Here is a 19020-nt window from a genome sequence, read left to right on the forward strand (position 1 = left end):
CGGCTCCGTCCGGCGCCCGGAGGTCAGTCCCGGGGCAGGACGCGGAGAGGGAGGCTGCCGGTGCCGCCGCCGCGCAGCTCCTCGATGTCGCCGGGGTCCGCGTCAGCGCGGACGGCGTGGATCGTGAGCGGTCGCGCGCCGGACGGGGCGTCCTCGGCGGCGCGGAACCGGTACTCGACGACCCGGGTCGCACCTGGTGCCAGGTCGCGGGCCCCGTCGGCGCCGGTGAGCGGCTGGTGGTCGTTGGCCACGACCAGCTCGGCCGCCCGCCAGGTGCCGTCGGGGGTCTCCCTGCGCTCCACCTTCAGCCCGGGGCTCCGCTCTCCGGCGTCGCTCCATTCGAGCTGGGTGGAGAGGGCGATGTTGGTCAGGGGCCGGTCCGTGGTGTTGCAGAGTTTGACGAGGACGGTGGCGGGGGCGCCGCCGGGGCGGACGGTGACGCCCTTCTCCGGCTGGTCGTGGGAGAGGCTGATGAGGTTGCCGTTCGCCTGCTCGCCCTCGGTCAGTGCGGGGCAGTCCTTCGCGTGGAAGGCTTCGAGGCCGGGGGGCGGGCCGCCGCTGTCGGCGGCGGCCCGCGACTCCTTGGCGTCCGGCGCGCCGGACGGACTGTCGCAGCCGGTGACCAGCAGCGCGGACGCCGCCAGGACGACGGGGACGACCGGGACGACGCCGAATCGGCGTTTGTGCCTGCTCACGGTTACCTCTCTCGCACGTGACCTTTGTCGATCATGACGAGGGAAGGGGCCGGGCGGTTGCGGAAAAGGGTCAGGCCGCGACGACCACCTCGGCGCGGACCGCCCGGGCCCACTCCACGAGCAGCCCCTCGTACGCCGTGCGCTCGGTGGCGCTCAGGCCGCCGCGGCGCGTGAGGAGGGCGCGGATCTCGGCGTTGACCACGGCGGCGGGGCGGGACGCGATGTCCGTACGGGTGCTCATGGGGCCGACCGTACTCCCGGGGTCCGACAGCGGGGGCCGCTCACTCCGTGTGGGGCTGCCGGGCCCGCTGGCGCAGCTCCTTCTCCACGGTGTGGCGGTCGAGCCCGGCGGAGGCGGCGAAGTCGCGTACGGCCACGTCGACCTCGGCCGCGGCGTTGAAGTAGACGCGCCGCTGTGCGTCACGCTCGTCCTCGTCGAGGTGTTCGAGCCGTCGCCCCTCGTCGTCGGCGGAGCGCTGAAGCCTGATCAGGTAGTCGGGGAGTTCCACCCGGGGGATGCTACGGCGCCCGGGCCGCCGGGGGCGGGAGGCTGGAGGGTGTGGCCCACGGGCGTTCCGCGCCCTCAGGACGAGGCCCGCACCACCAGCTCGGTGTCCAGCACCACCTGACGGGGTCCCCGCAGCCGGGGCGTGCCGGGTCTGCCCTCGGCGATCTCGGCGAGGAGGGCCTCGGTCATGGCGCGGCCCATCGCGGCGGTGGGCTGGCGGACGGAGGTGAGCGGAGGGTCCATCAGGCGGGCGACGGCCGAGTCGTCGAAACCGACCAGGGCGACGTCCTCGGGGACGCGGCGGCCGGCCTCGCGGAGGGTCTGGAGGGCGCCGGCGGCCATCACGTCGGAGCAGGCGAAGACGGCGTCGAGGCCGGGGTGGCGGTCGAGGAGGAGGCGCATGGCGTGCCGGCCGCCCTCCTCGGTGAAGTCCCCGGCGGCGACCAGGCTCTCCTCGGGGTGGCGGCCCGCGTCGTCGAGGGCGGAGCGGTAGCCGTCGAGGCGGCGCTGGGCGCCCCACACGTCGAGGCGGCCGCTGATGGTGGCGATGGTGGTGCGGCCCCGCTCCAGCAGGTGGGTGACGGCGGCGCGGGCGCCGGAGTAGTTGTCGGTGTCGACGGAGGCCAGCGGCTCCTCCTCGCTGCGGCGACCGCTGATCACGGCCGGGATGTCCAGCTGGGAGAGGAGGTCGGGCAGCGGGTCGTCGGCGTGGACGGAGACCAGCAGGACACCGTCGACGCGGTGGGCGGCGAGGTACTGCGCGAGGCGGCGGCGTTCGCGGGCACCGTCGGCGAAGGTGAGCAGGAGCTGGAGGTCGGTCGGGCCGAGGGCGGCGCCGATGCCGCTGAGGATGTCGGAGAAGTACGGCTCGGTGAAGAAGCGGGTCTCGGGTTCCGGCACGACCAGGGCGATGGCGTCGGTGCGGTTGGCGGCCAGCGCGCGGGCGGCGGTGTTGGGGACGTAGCCGAGCTCGGCGACGGCGGCCTCGACGGCGGCGCGGGTCGTCTCGCTGACGCGGGGGGAGCCGTTGATGACGCGGGAGACCGTGCCGCGGCCGACTCCGGCGCGGGCGGCGACCTCTTCGAGGGTGGGGCGGCCTCCGCTGCGCCCGTTGCTCCGACCAGCCGTCATCCGTTGCCTCCCAGTAGTGGGCACGCGCCCGTCTCGTGCCCCAGGATCGGAGGAGACCGTAACAGCCCGATAACCGACCGGACCTGGCGGCGTCCGGTGTCTTGACACTCCTGTCCGTAGCCGCAACCCTTCACGACATCACGGGTGGGAGCGCTCCCACCCTAGCTGCCACTCCAACACCCGTACATTCCCTGGTTCGACCCGGAGGAGCCGACTTCAGCCGCCCGCAAGGGGGTTGACGGGCCGGGACCGGACCGGCGTCAGGAGGAGACCATGCGTACGAGAAGCCGTACGGCCCGCAAGGCGGTGGTCCTGGCGGCCGTCGCCGCCCTGGGGACCAGCCTGCTCGCGGGCTGCGCGTCCGACGACGAGCCCGGGGCCGCGGGGAGCGCGTCCGGTTCGGACAAGGGGAAGACCACGCTGACGGTCGGGGTCTTCGGTGCGTTCGGCCTCAAGGAGGCCGGGCTCTACGACCAGTACATGAAGGAGAACAAGGACGTCGTCATCAAGCAGACGTCCATCGAGCGGAACGAGAACTACTACCCGCAGCTCCTCACCCACCTGGGCACCGGCAGCGGCCTCGCCGACATCCAGGCCGTCGAGGCCAACAACATCGCCGAGATCGTCCTGACCCAGGGCGACAAGCTGGAGGACCTCTCCAAGGCCCCCGGCGCCGACAAGTCGGCCTTCCTGGACTGGAAGTGGGAGCAGGGCACCACCGAGGCGGGCAAGACGGTGGCGCTCGGCACGGACACCGGGCCGCAGGGCATCTGCTACCGCAAGGACCTCTTCGAGAAGGCCGGCCTGCCGACCGACCGCGAGGAGGTCGGCAAGTTGTGGGCGGGCGACTGGGACAAGTACCTGGACGCCGGCCGGAAGTTCAAGAAGAACGCTCCCAAGGGCGCCAAGTTCGTCGACGGCGCGCCCGGTGTGATGGCGGCGGTGACCGGCAGCGCCGAGACCCGCTTCTACGACGACAAGGGCGAGGTCGTCTACAAGTCGAACCCGGCGGTGAAGGAGGCCTGGGACCTGGCGGCCGAGTTCGCCTCCGAGGGGCTGACCGCCAAGCTCCAGCAGTTCACGCCCGGCTGGGACCAGGGCTTCTCCAACGGCACCTTCGCCACGGTCTCCTGCCCCGCCTGGATGCTCGGTTACATCCAGGACAAGGGCGGTGAGAAGGGCGCCGACAAGTGGGACGTCGCCCAGGCGCCGAAGCCCAGCAACTGGGGCGGCTCCTTCCTGACGGTCCCCTCGGCCGGCAAGAACACGGAGGAGGCGGCGAAGCTGGCGGCGTGGCTGACCGCGCCGGAGCAGCAGGCGAAGCTCTTCGCCGAGCGCGGCTCCTTCCCGAGCGCGCAGGCCGCCTTCGACCTGCCGGAGATCGCCGACGCCAAGCACGAGTACTTCGACGACGCGCCGATCGGCAAGATCTTCGCCGAGGCCGCCGAGGGCGCCCCGGTGCAGATCCTCGGCCCGAAGGACCTGGTGATCGCGCAGAACCTGGCCGACGTGGGCATGCTCCAGGTCGACCAGAAGGGCAAGTCCTCCGAGGAGGGCTGGAAGGCCGCGGTCAAGGCGATCGACAACGCGCTGGACCAGTGACCCGCGATGGCGAGTGAATTCTCGGCGGCCGCGCCCTCCCCGGTGGAGGAGGGCGCGGCGGCCCCCGCGAGCGGGGTGGCGGCGGCCGCGGGGCCGCCCCAGGACCCCGGCAGTCAGGCGGCCGACCGGCGGCGGCGCGAGCGGCGCTCCCGCTGGTACCGGCGGGACGTGAAGTGGAGCCCGTACGCGTTCATCGCGCCGTTCTTCCTCTTCTTCGCGGCCTTCGGCCTCTTCCCGCTGCTCTACACCGGGTGGGCCTCGCTCCACCGGGTGGAGCTGACGGCCCCCAACGACATGGAGTGGATCGGGCTGCGCAACTACACGCGCCTGCTCGACGACGAGTTCTTCTGGAACGCGCTCCAGAACACCTTCACCATCGGCATCCTCTCCACGGTGCCGCAGCTGCTGATGGCGCTGGGCATCGCGCACCTGCTCAACTACCGGCTGCGCGGCTCGATGTTCTTCCGGGTGGCGGCGCTCACCCCGTACGCGACCTCGGTGGCGGCGGCGACACTGGTCTTCGTCATGCTCTTCGGGCGCGACTACGGGATGATCAACTGGTTCCTGTCGCTGGCCGGGTTCGAGCACATCGACTGGCAGAACGGCACCTTCACCTCGCAGTTGGCGGTCTCCTCCATCGTCGTGTGGCGGTGGACCGGCTACAACGCGCTGATCTACCTGGCCGCGATGCAGTCCATCCCCTCCGACCTGTACGAGTCGGCGGCGCTGGACGGCGCCTCGCGCTGGCAGCAGTTCCTGCACGTGACGCTGCCCTCGCTGCGGCCGACCATCCTGTTCACCGTGGTCGTCTCGACCATCGGCGCCATCCAGTTGTTCGGTGAGCCGCTGCTGTTCAACGGCGGCGGCGGGGCGACCGGCGGCTCCGAGCACCAGTTCCAGACCCTCGGCCTGTACCTGTACGAGCAGGGCTGGACCAACCTGCACCTGGGCCGGGCGTCCGCCATCGCCTGGGCCATGTTCCTGCTGCTGATCGTGATCGGGCTGGTCTCTCTCGCGGTCACCCGGTGGCTGCGCCGAGGCGAGGGGAAAGCATGAGCATCGCACCATCGCCCGCCCGCGAGGAGTCCGCTCCCCGCTCCGCCGACCCCGGGCCCGCGAAGCCGGGCCGCCGCCCGCGCCGCAGCGGGGCCGGGCGCCAGCTGCACGGCGGACGCATCACGTACGCCGTACTCGGCGTGGTGACCCTCGTCTCGCTGTTCCCGCTGGTGTGGACGGCCATCGCCGCCTCGCGGAACAACACGCGGCTGGCCGAGACGCCGCCGCCGTTCTGGTTCGGCGGGAACCTCTTCAAGAACCTGGAGATCGCCTGGACCGACGCCAACATGGGCTCGGCCCTGCTGAACACCCTGGTGGTGGCCGGCACGGTCTCCGTCGGCACGGTGCTCTTCTCCACCCTGGCCGGCTTCGCCTTCGCCAAGCTGCGGTTCCGGTTCAAGAACGCGCTGCTGCTGCTGGTGATCGGCACGATGATGGTGCCGCCCCAGCTCAGCGTCGTACCGCTGTACATGATGGTGGCGAAGCTGTCCTGGTCCGACCAGCTCCAGGCGGTCATCCTGCCGACCCTGGTCACCGCCTTCGGGGTCTTCTTCATGCGGCAGTACCTGCTCCAGGCGCTGCCCACCGAGATCATCGAGGCGGCCCGCGTGGACGGCGCCAACAGCCTGCGCGTGCTGTGGCACGTGGTCTTCCCGGCGGCCCGGCCCGCGATGGCGGTGCTCGGGATGCTGACCTTCGTGCAGTCCTGGAACGACTTCTTCTGGCCGATCATCGCGCTGACCCAGAACGGCAGCCCCACCGTGCAGGTGGCCCTCACCGGCCTCGGCCGGGGATACATCCCGGACCAGTCCGTGATCATGGCCGGCGCACTGCTCGGCACGCTGCCGCTGCTGATCGCCTTCGTGGTGTTCGGCAAGCAGATCGTCGGCGGCATCATGCAGGGCGCGGTGAAGGGCTGAGCAGCCCTGTCCACGGGCGGCGGACCCGACCACCCGCCGCCCGCCCCGCCCTTCCCCCACCCAAGTGAGAACGGGAGTACGTCTTGACCTCAGTCCCCACCGCAGCCACCTCCACCACACCCGCCGACGGGGAGGTGCCCCGGGAGGCGGCCGCCCTGGCCCGGCAGGGCAGGTTCCCCACCGACTTCCTCTGGGGCGCGGCGACCGCCTCGTACCAGATCGAGGGGGCGGTGGCCGAGGACGGCCGGACGCCGTCGATCTGGGACACCTTCAGCCACACCCCGGGGAAGACGGAGAACGGCGACACCGGTGACACGGCCGTCGACCACTACCACCGCAGCGCCGAGGACGTGGCGCTCATGGCGGGGCTCGGCCTCGGCACGTACCGTTTCTCCGTCTCCTGGTCCCGGGTGCAGCCGACCGGGCGCGGCCCCGCCGAGCGGCGCGGCCTGGACTTCTACCGGCGGCTCGTCGACGACCTGCTGGCGCGCGGCATCCGGCCGATGGTGACGCTGTACCACTGGGACCTGCCGCAGGAGCTGGAGGACGCGGGCGGCTGGCCCGAGCGGGACACCGCCCACCGGTTCGCCGAGTACGCGGCCCTCGTCGGGGAGGCGCTCGGTGACCGGGTCGAGCTGTTCACCACGCTCAACGAGCCGTGGTGCAGCGCCTTCCTCGGGTACGGCTCCGGGGTGCACGCCCCCGGCCGCACCGACCCGGTCGACGCGCTGCGCGCCGCCCACCACCTCAACCTGGCGCACGGCCTGGGCGCACAGGCACTGCGCGCCTCGGTCCCGGCCGGGCGCACCCCGAGGATCGCGGTGAGCCTCAACCCGAGCGCGGTGCGGGCCCGTACGGCCGCGCCGGAGGACGAGGACGCGCGCCGCCGCATCGACGCGCTGGCCAACCGGGTCTTCACCGGGCCGATGCTGCACGGCGCGTACCCGGAGGACCTCTTCGCGGACACCGCGCGGCTCACCGACTGGTCCTTCGTCCAGGACGGCGACGCGCGAACGGCAGGCCAGCCGCTGGATCTGCTGGGCATCAACTACTACGCCCCGGCGATCGTCTCCGGCGGCCTGGTGGACGGGCCGCGCGACGACGGGCACGGGGCGAGCGCCCACTCGCCGTGGCCGGCCGCCGACGACGTCACCTTCCACCAGGCGCAGGGCGAACGGACCGCGATGGGCTGGGGCGTGGACCCGAGCGGCCTGTACGACCTGCTGATGAAGTACGCGGCCGAGGCGCCGGGCGTGCCGCTGCTGGTCACCGAGAACGGCGCGGCCTACCCGGACGCGCCCGACGCCGAGGGGCGCTTCCACGACCCGGACCGCATCCGCTACCTGCACGGCCACCTCTCGGCGGTGCTGGACGCGATCCGCGACGGCGCCGACGTGCGCGGCTACTACCTCTGGTCGCTGCTGGACAACTTTGAGTGGTCCTACGGCTACGGCAAGCGGTTCGGCGCGGTCCACGTGGACTACGACACGCAGGTGCGCACGCCCAGGTCCAGCGCCCACTGGTACGCGCGGGCGGCCCGCGACGGGGTGCTGCCGCCGGCGGACTTCCGCCCGGAGGACGCGGGCTGACCGTCGCGGCGGCAGGGGCGGGCGGCGGCGCGGGCCCGCCCCGGGGCCTGTCGGACGATGCGCGTCGTCGCCCGGAGTGCGGCCCTCGCGGCGGCGGGGGCCGCGCTCCCGGCGTGCCGGGCGTGGAGCCTCGTACGGGATGTACCCGGCTCCGCGCCCGGTGCGGCGGGAGTGGGTGCACGGCGTCGCGAGGCAGGCGGGGACTGCCGGGCAGGCCCTTGCGCGCCACCGCTCGGCCCTTCGTGGCCACAGGCGCGTAGGCGCCCGGAACAAGGTCGTGCCCCGGCCGGGGTGGGGGGATGGTGCCCGGCCGGGGCACGTTCTTTCCTGTGGGGGGAGTGGTGCTCCGGATCCCGTGGGGTACCGCCCGTGTACCCCGGGTGAGCGCCGGGATGCCTGGACGGGCGGAACTTTCTTCGCCCGGGTCCGCGCGGGGCCGCGCGGCCTGGGCGGGGCCGGAGTCGTGGCTGGTGGTCGTGGGTGCGGGCAGATGTGGTGGACGTCCGTGGGCCGGCGGTGGGGCGCCGACGAGGAAGACGTTAGCCGCCGGACGCCTCGCGAAACGGACGGACCGGACAGGCGGTCCGGTTCTTAAGGTTCTCTTGAGGTGGCACTCGGACGCCGTTAAGAGGAATGGGGAACTCCGTGCCGCGCGGGGCGTCCCCTCCGCGTCTCGCGCCGCCTGGCCCGGCGCTCCGCCGGTACCGGGCCCTCCCCGGTGTGCCGGAGCTGGAGCCAGAGCCGGACCTCGGTGCCGCCCAGCACCGAGCGGCCGATCCGTACGTCCCCGCCGGTCGACTCGGCGAGGCGGCGCGCGATGTCCAGGCCGAGCCCGGTCGAGCCGACGCCCGCGGGTGCGCCGCCCGCCCCGTCCCGGCCGCGGGTCAGCGCCGCCTCGGGATCCGCGATGCCGGGGCCCGCGTCGGAGACGAGCACGATCACCGAGTGCGTGTCCTCACCGCCGTCGTGCAGGTCGACCGCGAAGGGGGTACCCACCGGGGTGTGCCGGAAGACGTTGCCGAGCAGCGCGTCCAGGGCAGCCGCCAGGTCGCCCCGGGCCACCGGGATGCGTACCGGCCGGTCCACGCCCGCGACCCGGGCGGTGCGGCCCTCGTCCTCGGCCAGCGCCGACCAGAACTCCATCCGCTCCCGGACCACCTCCGCCGCGTCGCACCCCGCGCCGGAGCCGTCGGCCTGGGTGCGGGGCTTCTGTTCGCGGGCGGTGCGGATGATGGCGTCCACCTCGCACTCCAGTTGCTCGACGGCGGCCCGGGTCTGCTCGGCGGCCGGCCCCTCGCCGAGGGAGGCGGCGTTGAGGCGGAGCACGGTCAGCGGGGTCCGCAGGCGGTGCGAGAGGTCGGCCGCCAGTTCCCGTTCGTTGGCGAGGAGTTCGACCACCTGGTCGGCCATGGAGTTGAACGCCACCGCCGCCTGCCGCAGTTCGGCCGGGCCCTCCTCGGGGACCCGCACGCCGAGCGACCCCTCGCCGAGGGCGTGCGCGGCACCGGCCAGCCGCCGGGCGGGCCCCACCATGCGTACCCCGAGCCGGTCGGCGACCGCGACCGAGCCGATGACCAGGGCGACGGCCACCCCGGCCAGCGTCAGCCAGGCGGCGGCGACGCCCCGGTCGGCCTCGGCCTCGGGGACGTAGACCTCGACCACCGCGGTGCGCGAGCCGCTGAGCGCCGTCGGCTGGAGGAGGAGCTGACCGCCCGGGGTGGCGGTGGTGACGGCGCGGGCCAGGCGGCGGGTAGAGGCCAGGTCGCGGGAGGAGGCGCGGGCGGTGCCCACGGTCAGCGCCGGGCGGTCGCCGTCGGCGGGGACGTGCACCGCCATCCGGCCCTCGGCCCCGGCGGTGGTGAACTGCACGGCCCGCTCCAGGGCGGCCCGTTCGGTGGTGACCGACAGGGCCGGGCCGAGCGCCGCCGCCTGTCGCTCGGCGTGCGAGACGGCGCGGTCGCGGGCCGTCTCGCGGACCACCAGGCCGAGCGGCACGGCGAAGGCCACCACCACCATCGCGGTGACCGCCAGGCACACCTTCACCAGCGCCCATCTCACGCCGGTGGCTCCAGCTTCACGCCCACCCCGCGCAGGGTGTGCAGGTAGCGGGGGGCGGCGGCGGTCTCGCCCAGTTTGCGGCGGAGCCAGGAGAGGTGGACGTCGATGGTCTGGTCGTCGCCGTAGCTCTGCTGCCAGACCTCGGCGAGGAGTTCCTTGCGGGGGACGACGACGCCGGGGCGCCCGGCCAGGTAGGCGAGAAGGTCGAACTCGCGGCGTGTCAGGTCCAGGGGCACGGCGTCGAGTTCGGCCTGGCGGCGCAGCGGGTCGACGGCGAGCCCGCCGACCCGCAGGACGCGGTCGGGCGGCGCCTCGGGACCGGCGAGGCGAGCGCGGCGCAGCACGGCGGCGATCCGGGCGGAGAGATGGGCGACGGAGAAGGGCTTGGTGAGGTAGTCGTCCGCGCCGTCGTTGAGGAGCCGGACGATCTCGTTCTCGTCGTCGCGCGCGGTGGCGACGATGACCGGGACGTCGGTGATCGACCGGAGCATCTTCAGCGCCTCGGCACCGTCGAGATCGGGCAGCCCCAGGTCGAGGACGACCACGTCGTACCGGTGGTGGGCGACCTCGCGCAGCGCTTCGAGCGCCGTGCCGACGCTGCGTACGGTGTGGGACGCCTCGGTGAGATGGCGGATCAGCGCCGAGCGGACGAACTGGTCGTCCTCGACCACGAGCACATGGGGCATGGGCGGCACCGTACGCCATACGGGGGAAGCGGAAGGCGCGGACTTGACGAGGTGCGCGGGGCGACAACGAGGCGGCGGCCGCGGGAGGATGGCGCCCATGCGGAGGGGAGTGCTGCACGCTCTGGCGTGGACGGCGGCGACCGGGGCGGCGGTCGCGGTGTCCTGGTTCGGCGTGCACACCGTCCTCTCCGGCACGGTCTACGACCGGCCGCGCGCCCTGCCGCTGACCGAGGTCGCCCCCGAGCCGCAGGCGGCCTCCACCCACCGCCCCAAGCCGAGCCCCTCCCCCACGCCGACCCCGAGCCGCACACCTCCCTCCCCCACGCCCGCCCCCCCGAGCCGCCCCGCCACCCCGACGCCCGAGCCCCCGCCGCCGTCCCCCGAACCCCCGCCCGCCGAACCGGCGGACGACCCGGCCACCGGCGTCAAGGGCTACACCGTGGCGGGCGGTCAGGTCGTCCTCGACATCGGCCCGGACTCCGCCGACTTCGTCTCGGCGACCCCGTCCCCCGGCTGGACGATGCAGGTGTGGACCCGCGAGGAGAGCGGGGGCTCCTGGATCCGCGTCACCTTCACCCACGGCGAGAGGAGTTCCTCCGTCTTCTGCTCCTGGAACGGGTACCCCCCACGGGTGGACATCGACGAACAGTGAGCCCCATCCGGCCCGCCCGACGGAGCCGGCCCGACCATCCACAGCCTGGCCGGCCGTCTCCCGAGCCTCCACAGCCTGGTCGCGCCACCCACCGCCCGGCCGGTGCTTGAGGCCATCTCTGACCGGCACGGTCGACGGAACCGAAAGCCCCGTCTGAGCCCGGCCGGCCACCCACCGCCGGCCGGTGCTTGAGGCCGACCCCCAGCCCGGCCGGCGTGGGAGGCCGACCAAGCCCGGCCGGCGTGGGAGGCCCCCCGCCGCACCCTGGCCGGAGCAGCGCCCCACTCAGTCGAAGGCCCCGGCCGGCGGCACCGGCGATGCCTTGGCCACGGCGTCGGAGACCGCCCCCGCACCCCCGGTGAAGTCCCGCAACCCGCGCCCGTGCTCCACGCGCCCGGGATGCGGGTCCCCCGCCACCCTCCGGGTGAACTCCCCCACGGGCAACGGCTGCCCCGCGGCCACGAGCACCGCGTTCCCGAAGCGCTTGCCGCGCCACACCACGGGATCGGCGGCGAGCGCCAGTTCGGGGAAGACGGCGGCGGCGGTGGCGACCTGCCCGCGCAGATGGGCCAGGGGCGGCCCGTCGGCGAGGTTGGCCGTGAACCAGCCCCCGGCCGCGAGCACCCGCCGCACCTCCGTGAGGAATTCCGTACTGGTGAGGTGCGCCGGGGTGCGGGCCCCGCTGAAGACGTCGGCGACGACGAGGTCCGCCCACCCGTCGGCGATCCGCCCGAGCCCTTCGCGGGCGTCCTGCTCCCGGACCTTGATCCGGGCCTGCGGGTCGACGGGGAGGGCCCGGCGGACCAGCCGCACGAGGGCCGCGTCCTTCTCGATCACCTGCTGGGTGGCGCGTGGCCGGGTCGCCGCCGTGTACCGGGCGAGGGTCAGGGCTCCCCCGCCGAGGTGCAGCACACGCAGGGGGCGTCCGGCGGGCGCGGCCAGGTCGATGAGGTGGCCGAGCCGGCGCTGGTAGGGGAAGGCCAGGTGGGCGGGGTCGGCGAGGTCGACGTGCGACTGCGGCGCCCCGTCGATCAGCAGCGTCCAGCCCTCGGGCCGCTCGGGGTCGGGCCGGAGTTCCGCGGTGCCGCCGTCGACGGGCTCGACCAGGGAATCCCGGCCGCCGCGCCGCCGCCCCTCGCCCCGGTCACGCCCCCGGTCGCGGTCCTTGCCCGCCCTGCCTCGTGCCATGGCCCCATTCTGCGGGGGCCGGTCCCGGCAGGCGCGGGCGGGCCGGGCGGAGCGCGGTCAGCGACGCCGGTCGGCGGCGGCGATGAGCCGGGCCGCCTCGTCCAGGGCCGCCCGGAGCCTCGCGGGATCGGTGACGGCCCCGCCCTCGCCGGGCGGCAGCAGCCAGCCGGTCCCGGCGACGGCGGGCGCCCCGCCGGGACGGCGCCCGGCGGTCGTGCAGGCGCTGCCCGCCATGTCCCACCGTTCGGCGGTGCCGGGGGGCACCAGGAAGCCGAGGGTGTCGCAGCGGCCGACGAGCAGGACGGGTCCGACGGCCGGCTCGGTGCACCGGCGGAGGATGTCGACCGCCTCCAGCCCCTGACGGGCGGGGACGGTGACCAGGTCGCAGGGCCGACGGTCGTCGCGCCGGCCGTCCGGCGCGGGCGTCCGGGGGGCGTGGGTGTGCGTTCCGGCGTCCAACAAGGGAATCCCTCCTCGCGGGAAGCGGCCGCTTCGCTCCCCTCCGGGAGAACCAACGCCCCGGAGCGTCAACGGCTACGGCACCGGTTGGCCGCAAAGGATGGCACTTCATGGCAGATCGCGGGAGGGATATCCCTTTTGTAGTCAAACCCTGCGTGCCCGTCCGGTCACAGAAGGTACGTTGCTGCTCCGTCGGAACACGGTCCGCAGCCGGCGGTCACCGTTCCGGCGTGATCCGCAGGAGAGGGGTCGGCCATGACGTCGTCACCGGTGGCATCCTCCGCCCAGCCCCCGAGGCCCAACAGGGTCTTCCGGGAACTGCGCGGTCAGCTCTCACCGGCCGAGTTCGCCGCCGCGGTCCGCAGGGCGGGCCGCGAGATCGGCGAGAGGGTGAGTTGCGACGCCCGGTACGTGGGCCGGGTGGAGGCAGGGGAGATCCGCTGCCCCAACTACGCCTACGAACGGGTGTTCCGGCACATGTTCCCCGGCCGGGACCTCACCGCGCTCGGCTTCACCCCGCGCCAGGCCGTGCGGGGCAGAGCCGCCTCGCGCGGCGCGCTCCCTCCTTCGGACACCCCGTACGAGTACCCGATCCCCCCGGAGCCTTCGGACTCACCCCCGGGTTCCGGGCGACCCATGCGCGAGGAGAGCGACGTGCAACGGCGCGCGTTCATGACCGGTTCGACCGCCACCGTGGCGGCGGCCTCCCTGGGTGCGCTCGGCACCCTCACAGGCGACGCACCCGTCCTTCCGCGCCGACGCCCCGGCGAGGCCGAGGCGGGCGCCGTCGAGGACGCCGTACGCCTGATCCGCACGCTGGACGACCGGCACGGCGCCGACGGCCTGTACCGCAGGGCCGCCCGCCAGTTGCGTACCGCCTACGCCCTGCTCGACGCCGGCACCACCCGCCGGTCCACCGCCGACCGGCTGCACGCCGGGGCCGGTGAACTGGCCATCTCGGTGGGCTGGCTGGCCCACGACTCCGGCCGTCATCAGGAGGCCCGCTCGCACTACGCCGAGGCCCTCGCCACCGCCCGGATGTCCGGCGACCCGGCGCTGGAGGCCCACGCCTTCTGCAACACCGCCTTCCTCGCCCGCGACACCGGCCGCCACCGCGAGGCCGTCCGCGCCGCCCAGGCCGCCCAGCGCGCCGCGGCCAGGCTCGGCTCGCCCCGCCTGCTGGCGCTGCTGACGCTGCGCGAGGCGGGCGGCTGGGCCGGGCTCGGCGACCGGGCCGGCTGCGCGGGCGCGGTGGCGCGGGCCGGGGAGCTGTTCGGCCGGGGGCCGCGCGACGCCGACCCGGAGTGGATGTCGTTCTTCGGCGAGGCCGAGCTGGAGATGCTCCAGGCGCAGTGCTGGGGCACGCTCGGCGACCACACCCGGGCCACCGGACACGCCGGGCGCGCCGCCTCGCAGGCGGCGACCCGCACCCCTCACCTGACGCGCAACATCGCCCTGTACACCACCGAGCTGGCCTCCGGCCTCGCCCGCGCCGGACGCCCCGACGAGGCAGCCGACGCCGGCACGCGCGTCCTGGCCCTCCTGGGAGAGGTGCGGTCCAGCCGGGTCCAGTCACGGCTGGCGGCCACCGCCGAACTGCTCGGCCCGCACCGCCGCCACCGCCCGGTGGGCGCCTTCCTCGACCGCCACGAGGCGCTGGCGGTGTGAGGCCGCCGCGTCGGGCCGCCTCAGGCCGCGAGGTGGCCGGTGTCGTTCCAGGACTCCAGCGCCGGTTCGCCGTACGACCAGCCGAGCACCGAGAGCGAGGCGGGCGCCAGCCGGATGCGGGCACCGAAGGAGACGGGCAGCCCGAGCCAGCGGGCGCCGAGGGCACGCAGGATGTGGCCGTGCGCGAAGAGCAGCACGTCGCGGTCGGCCGACCTGGCCCAGGCGACCACCTCGTCGGCCCGGTCGGAGACCTCCTGCGGGCTCTCGCCGCCGGGCGCCCCGTCCCGCCAGACCAGCCAGCCCGGCCGCCGGGCGTGGATCTCCTCGGAGGTCAGCCCCTCGTAGTCCCCGTACCGCCACTCGACGAGCGCGTCCCAGGGCGTCGCCCGCTGACCGAATCCGGCCAGTTCGGCGGTCTCGCCCGCCCGTACCAGCGGACTGGTCCGCACCTCGGCACGGGGCAGCCCGGCGAACGGCTCCGCCTCCAGGCGCCCGCCGAGCAGCCCGGCGTCGGCCCGGCCCTCGTCGAGCAGCGGGAGATCGGTCAGGCCCGTGTGCCGCCCCGACCGCGACCACTCGGTCTGTCCGTGCCGGGCCAACAGGATGCGCGGTGCCATGCGGGGCCTTTCGCCGTACGTGTGGTACTCCGCCTCTCATCATCACACCGACCCCCGCCGCCTCACCTGTCGGCCTCCCACGGAGCACCGTCCGGCGGGGCGGGGGCTCCCCCACGACCGCACCGTGCGTCCACGGTCACGCCGTGACCGCCCGGCGCGCCCGCGTACGTCCCTCCTCCCCGCCTCCGGCTCCCTGGTGGCGGGCCGCTTCGCGGCGTCGCCGGGCGGCTCAGCGCCGGGGGGTCCACTTGCGCATCAGCTCGTGCCCCGCCAGGTCCTCGAAGTACCGGTGGCGCGACCAGGCGTCGAAGTCACCGATGACGATGAGGCGCCGGCGGGCACGGGTGACGGCGACGTTCAGGAGATTGGGCTTCTGGGCGGCCCAGTCCCGCGACCCCGCCTGCCCGGCTCCGGTGCCCAGCACCAGGATCACGATGTCCGCCTCCTTGCCCTGGGTGGTGTGCACCGTGCCGTAGCGCTTGGGGGAGAGGGACCCGCCGACCACCCGGCCGAGGCCGTGGACGACGTCCCGGAACGGGCTGACGACGAAGACGGACTCGTTCAGGCGGCGCCTGTGCTCCGCGACAAGGCCGCTCCCGGCCACCTCGCCCGTGCCTCCCCACTCCTGACGGACCGCCTCCTCGATCCGGGCACGGATCCGTTCGAGGGTGGCCTCCAGGGCCCGCCCCTCCTCCGGGTTCCACTTCTCCTCGCCCGGCAGCGCCGGGACGTCCCACCACACACTGCGCTGGGCCAGCGCGAAGTCGTCCTGGTCCCGGTGGACCCCGTAGACCATCATCCCGTCGTAGGCGATCTTGTTGCTGATGTCGAACATCAGCCGGTCGCACCGGCGATGCACCCGCAGTGGCGAGCCGAGCCAGATGTTCTCGCCCTCCTGGTCCTTCAACCAGGTGCCGTACGGGTTGAGCCGGTCGGCGAGGGTCTGGACGGAGGCGGCAGCCGGGGCCCACCGCCGGTCCACCGAGAAGTGCCCGGCCAGACGCCGCTGACCGGTCCACGGCAGGGGTACGACGGGTTCCAGTTGCAGCGGGTCGCCGACGACGACGGCCCGGCGCGCCCGCCACAGGGCACCGACCACCTCCTGCGGGGCGGCCTGCCCGGCCTCGTCGACGAACAGCCAGCCCAGCGCCTCACTGCCCAGGCCGGCGAACATGCGGCCCACCGAGGCGAAGGTCGTCGAGACCGCGGGCACCACCAGGAACAGCATCTGCCAGGCGGCCAGCACGGTCCCGGCGTCCAGGTCCCCCGGTGCCTGGCCCTTGACGACCTCCATCGCGGCCAGCAGGTTCTTCCGCATCCGCTCGGGCGCCGTGGCCAGCAGCGCGCGGTGCAGGTCCAGGGCCGCGAGGAAGAGTTCCGAGCGGGCGTCGGCGAACGCGGCGTCCATCCAGGGCGCCGACTGCTCCCGGGCCTCCATCGCCCCCCGGTCGTCCGGGGCCGCCAGCCACGCGTCACCCGGTACCCGGTCCCCCCAGCGCGCCCTGGCCTCGGCCAGCCGCCGCTGCTCGGCCTCCCGCTCGCGGCGCCGGCCGGCCACTCGCTGCCCGGCATCGGTGGCGGTGGCGACCTGACGGGCACCGGCCCGCTCACAGGCGGCGGCCCGGGCCTCGGCGCGCAGTACCGCTCCCTGGGCCTGATCCCTCTCCGCCTGGGCCGAACGCAGCACGGCCTGCCGCGCGGCCCGAGCCGACTCCAGCTCGGCGAGGCGGGTGTCCGCGGCCTCCCGTCGCCCCAGCAGAGGCAGGCGCGCGGCCTCCCACTGCCGCATGGGCTCGCGGGTGACCACCCTCCTGAGCAGGCCGGGCCTGGCCTCGCCATGGGCGTGGAGGGCGGACTCCGCCACCCGGACGGCCTCCTCGCCCTGGCGGACGGCGGCCTCGGCGTGGTCGAGCCGGGCCCGCTCGGCGGGGACCGCGGCCCGGCGCCGGGCGTACTCCTCACGGTGGCCGGTGAGTTCGGCGGCCAGCCGCTGCTGCTCCTGCCGCAGGAGCAGCAGCGCGCTCCGGGCTCCGGACTCCCTGGTCTCCAGCTCCTCCAGGAGCGCGTCGGGGCCCGCGAGCCGGTCGAGCAGCTCCGCGACCTCCTGCCGCTCCGCGGCCAGCGCACGTACCTGCTCCCGGGCCCGGTCGAAGCGCCGTACGGCCTGCTTCCAGGTCTCCCGCCCCAGCGGCGGCGCCGTGTCCGCCTCCGGACCCGGTCGCGGGGTGTCGCGGGTGGCGGCGGCACGGTGATGGCCGGCCTGGAGCTGCAACAGCTTGTGCAGGCCCAGCACCGGGTCGTCCTGACCCCCGCGCCCCTCCCCGTCCCGCTTCGGTGCGCCGTTGCCCTTGGGCTGCTCACCCCACCAGAAGCGCTGCACGAAGTCGGAGCGGTTGCCGCGCCGTCCCAGCCGTGCCGCGATCGCTCCCCACGCGTCCTCCTCCAGCGCGAGGGTGGCGGGGCCCGCGAGGTACTCGGCGCGGCCGCGCCACGCCTCGCCGACCGACCGTGCGCCGGGGACCTCCAGCGTGACGTTCTCCACCGCCCCGTTGTTGGAGGAGGCGATCACGATCTCGAAGCCGGTGAGCTCCGGGATCAGCGGGTGGATGGCGCGTGCGTAGGTCTTCCCCGCGGTCTCCTCCGTCCGCCAGGTACGCGGCTTCCGGGCGAAGGCGTCCTCCGGCCGGGCCAGCACGGCCAGCCGTTCCGCCCGCTGGACCACCAGGGCCGCGATCAGGTCGCGCAGCATCGTCGTCTTGCCGGTCCCCGGCGGCCCGTTGACCGCGTACAGTCCGCGGCCCTCGTCCTGCCCGAGGCTCGCCATGACGCGGTTGACCGCGAACTGCTGACTGAGTACCAGGGGTTTGCCGGAATCGGCCGGCCACCGCCCGAGCGGCATCCTCGACGGCTGCACGCTCTCCCGTACCACCTCGGGCAGGCTCCGCACGTCGAAGCGGGGCATCGCGTCCAGATCCGCCTCGGCCCGCAGGTAGTCCAGCAGGGCGGTGCCGGCTCCGCCCGCCGCCACGGCGTCGGCGACCTGTTCCAGGTCGTCGGCGTAGAAGCTGTTGAGGAATGCGTCACCGCCGCTCTCGTCCGCGTTCCGGGCCGCGACCTGGTAGCTCTTGACGCGGATGGCGTCGGGCCGGAGCGCCACGGCGACACCGAGTTGCTCGGCCACCCACCGGGTGACGGCCGCCAGGTCGTCCACGTCCAGGACCTTCACACCCACCTCGGACGGCGGCCCCTCCGCCTCGGCCGTGCGCTGCTCGGCCGCGTCCCCCTGCCCGTCACCCTCGTCCTCGCCCGGCCCGGCCGCCGCACCGTCGCCCTGGACCCGTGGGGCCAACCGGGCGGCGGCCGAGTCGATCAGCTCCCCGCCGACCTCCTCGATCACCTTCGCGGCCACCGCCCCCGCGACCGGCCCCAGGCCCGCGCCCGCGGCCCCGGCCACCACCCCCAGCCCGCCCTTCGCCGCGCTGACGACGAGGCGGGACATCACCCCCGCGACCGGCCCGAGCCCCTGCTCCGGTCCACCGGAACCGTCCGGGGACCGCCGCTCGACCTGGACCTTCCCGTCGCCGAGGTCCAGCAGCCGCCCCAGCAGCCGCCCGCTGTCCTCGTCGAACCCGCTCAGCCACCGGTCGCTGTGCGGCCCCGGACTCAAGGTCCGCCCGACCGCCCAGGCGCACGAGGAGAGCGTCACGCTGTCCTTGACCAGCCGCCCGTCCTGGTTCACCGTGAAACAGAGAACGGCGCTCTCGCCACCGTTCCGCCCGTCGAGATCCTGCTCGGAATCGGGCGCCCGGAACGCCTGCAACAAGACGTCCCGCACCTTGTCGACCCTGAAGATCCCCGCGTGGACCGTGTGCCGCCACACCAGGTTCGGCCGGGCCGGGACCCGGCTGACCGCCGACCCGGCCTCCCACGGCAACGGCCGCCCCGCCCCCACGGCGTAGAGGTGCTTCCGGGGATTGACCGACTCGACCTTCGGCGGCGAGAAGTACTCCACAGCCCGCCAGTACCGCAGGATCCGGGCCCGTTCCTGACGCCCCTCCCGCTCCCGCACCCCGGTCCGGCGCCGCCCGCCGCCTCCCATCCGTCCCCCCGTGCTCGCGGATTCGGGGGCACGGTAGCAGAGGGCGGAGGTGCGCACGGGGGCTTCGGGTGGGCGCCTGGAGCGCGCTCGCG

The 19020-nt window shown here is 74.6% G+C and carries 16 protein-coding genes; 6 read left to right on the plus strand and 10 right to left on the minus strand.

The window, feature by feature from the left end; genetic code table 11:
• Nucleotides 1-23: 23 nt before the first annotated feature.
• From Sdia_RS00340 to Sdia_RS00355, 4 genes are all read right to left on the minus strand, one after another.
• Nucleotides 24-695 (minus strand): COG1361 family protein, encoded by a 672-nt coding sequence (locus Sdia_RS00340; RefSeq protein WP_189500426.1) that lies wholly within the window; start codon nt 693-695, stop codon nt 24-26.
• A 70-nt stretch (nt 696-765) separates the two neighbouring features.
• Complete coding sequence (locus Sdia_RS00345; RefSeq protein ID WP_185393005.1) at nt 766-936, minus strand: hypothetical protein; 171 nt, start codon at nt 934-936, stop codon at nt 766-768.
• Between the two features lie 40 nt (nt 937-976).
• Nucleotides 977-1204, minus strand: a complete 228-nt coding sequence (locus Sdia_RS00350; RefSeq protein ID WP_100452618.1) for a hypothetical protein — start codon at nt 1202-1204, stop codon at nt 977-979.
• A 74-nt stretch (nt 1205-1278) separates the two neighbouring features.
• Nucleotides 1279-2334, minus strand: coding sequence for a LacI family DNA-binding transcriptional regulator (locus tag Sdia_RS00355; protein ID WP_100452617.1), 1056 nt, complete (start codon nt 2332-2334; stop codon nt 1279-1281).
• A gap of 273 nt (nt 2335-2607) precedes the next feature.
• Between Sdia_RS00355 and Sdia_RS00360 the strand changes: the two genes are divergently transcribed.
• The 4 genes from Sdia_RS00360 to Sdia_RS00375 all read left to right on the plus strand — a co-directional run bounded on the left by Sdia_RS00360 (nt 2608) and on the right by Sdia_RS00375 (nt 7501).
• A complete protein-coding gene (locus Sdia_RS00360; RefSeq protein WP_100452616.1) occupies nt 2608-3936 on the plus strand; it encodes an ABC transporter substrate-binding protein in 1329 nt (442 codons plus the stop codon).
• 6 nt (nt 3937-3942) lie between these two features.
• Complete coding sequence (locus Sdia_RS00365; protein WP_185393006.1) at nt 3943-4992, plus strand: carbohydrate ABC transporter permease; 1050 nt, start codon at nt 3943-3945, stop codon at nt 4990-4992.
• On the plus strand, nt 4989-5912 hold the full coding sequence (locus Sdia_RS00370) for a carbohydrate ABC transporter permease (RefSeq protein ID WP_100452614.1): 924 nt from the start codon (nt 4989-4991) through the stop codon (nt 5910-5912). Before Sdia_RS00365 ends, Sdia_RS00370 begins: the two co-directional genes overlap by 4 nt.
• An 83-nt stretch (nt 5913-5995) precedes the next feature.
• The gene (locus Sdia_RS00375) at nt 5996-7501 is read left to right on the plus strand and encodes a GH1 family beta-glucosidase (protein ID WP_100452613.1); all 1506 of its coding nucleotides are present in this window, start codon (nt 5996-5998) and stop codon (nt 7499-7501) included.
• Between the two features lie 624 nt (nt 7502-8125).
• On the opposite strand, the gene Sdia_RS00380 is transcribed toward Sdia_RS00375, so the two are convergent.
• Both Sdia_RS00380 and Sdia_RS00385 read right to left on the minus strand, forming a co-directional pair.
• Nucleotides 8126-9559, minus strand: coding sequence for a sensor histidine kinase (locus tag Sdia_RS00380; RefSeq protein WP_185393007.1), 1434 nt, complete (start codon nt 9557-9559; stop codon nt 8126-8128).
• Nucleotides 9556-10245 carry a response regulator transcription factor gene (locus tag Sdia_RS00385; protein ID WP_100452611.1) on the minus strand — a complete coding sequence of 230 codons (690 nt, stop codon included), beginning with the start codon at nt 10243-10245 and terminating at the stop codon, nt 9556-9558. Before Sdia_RS00385 ends, Sdia_RS00380 begins: the two co-directional genes overlap by 4 nt.
• Before the next feature lie 97 nt (nt 10246-10342).
• Between Sdia_RS00385 and Sdia_RS00390 the strand changes: the two genes are divergently transcribed.
• Nucleotides 10343-10897, plus strand: a complete 555-nt coding sequence (locus Sdia_RS00390; RefSeq protein WP_164379887.1) for a hypothetical protein — start codon at nt 10343-10345, stop codon at nt 10895-10897.
• Nucleotides 10898-11182: 285 nt separating this feature from the next.
• Here the strand turns inward: Sdia_RS00390 and Sdia_RS00395 are convergent, their stop codons facing one another.
• Both Sdia_RS00395 and Sdia_RS00400 read right to left on the minus strand, forming a co-directional pair.
• The gene (locus Sdia_RS00395) at nt 11183-12085 is read right to left on the minus strand and encodes a spermidine synthase (protein ID WP_115069843.1); all 903 of its coding nucleotides are present in this window, start codon (nt 12083-12085) and stop codon (nt 11183-11185) included.
• Nucleotides 12086-12142: 57 nt separating this feature from the next.
• Nucleotides 12143-12544 carry a hypothetical protein gene (locus Sdia_RS00400; protein ID WP_115069842.1) on the minus strand — a complete coding sequence of 134 codons (402 nt, stop codon included), beginning with the start codon at nt 12542-12544 and terminating at the stop codon, nt 12143-12145.
• 255 nt (nt 12545-12799) lie between these two features.
• On the opposite strand from Sdia_RS00400, the gene Sdia_RS00405 reads away from it, so the two are divergent.
• A complete protein-coding gene (locus tag Sdia_RS00405; RefSeq protein ID WP_185393009.1) occupies nt 12800-14212 on the plus strand; it encodes an NsdA family TPR-like regulatory protein in 1413 nt (470 codons plus the stop codon).
• A gap of 20 nt (nt 14213-14232) precedes the next feature.
• Here the strand turns inward: Sdia_RS00405 and Sdia_RS00410 are convergent, their stop codons facing one another.
• On the minus strand, nt 14233-14829 hold the full coding sequence (locus Sdia_RS00410; protein ID WP_100452606.1) for a histidine phosphatase family protein: 597 nt from the start codon (nt 14827-14829) through the stop codon (nt 14233-14235).
• 229 nt (nt 14830-15058) lie between these two features.
• Nucleotides 15059-18928: a DEAD/DEAH box helicase gene (locus Sdia_RS00415; protein WP_189500427.1), complete on the minus strand. Its 3870-nt coding sequence runs from the start codon at nt 18926-18928 to the stop codon at nt 15059-15061.
• Nucleotides 18929-19020: the final 92 nt, after the last annotated feature.

This window comes from Streptomyces diastaticus subsp. diastaticus (assembly GCF_011170125.1).
Lineage (GTDB): Bacteria > Actinomycetota > Actinomycetes > Streptomycetales > Streptomycetaceae > Streptomyces > Streptomyces diastaticus.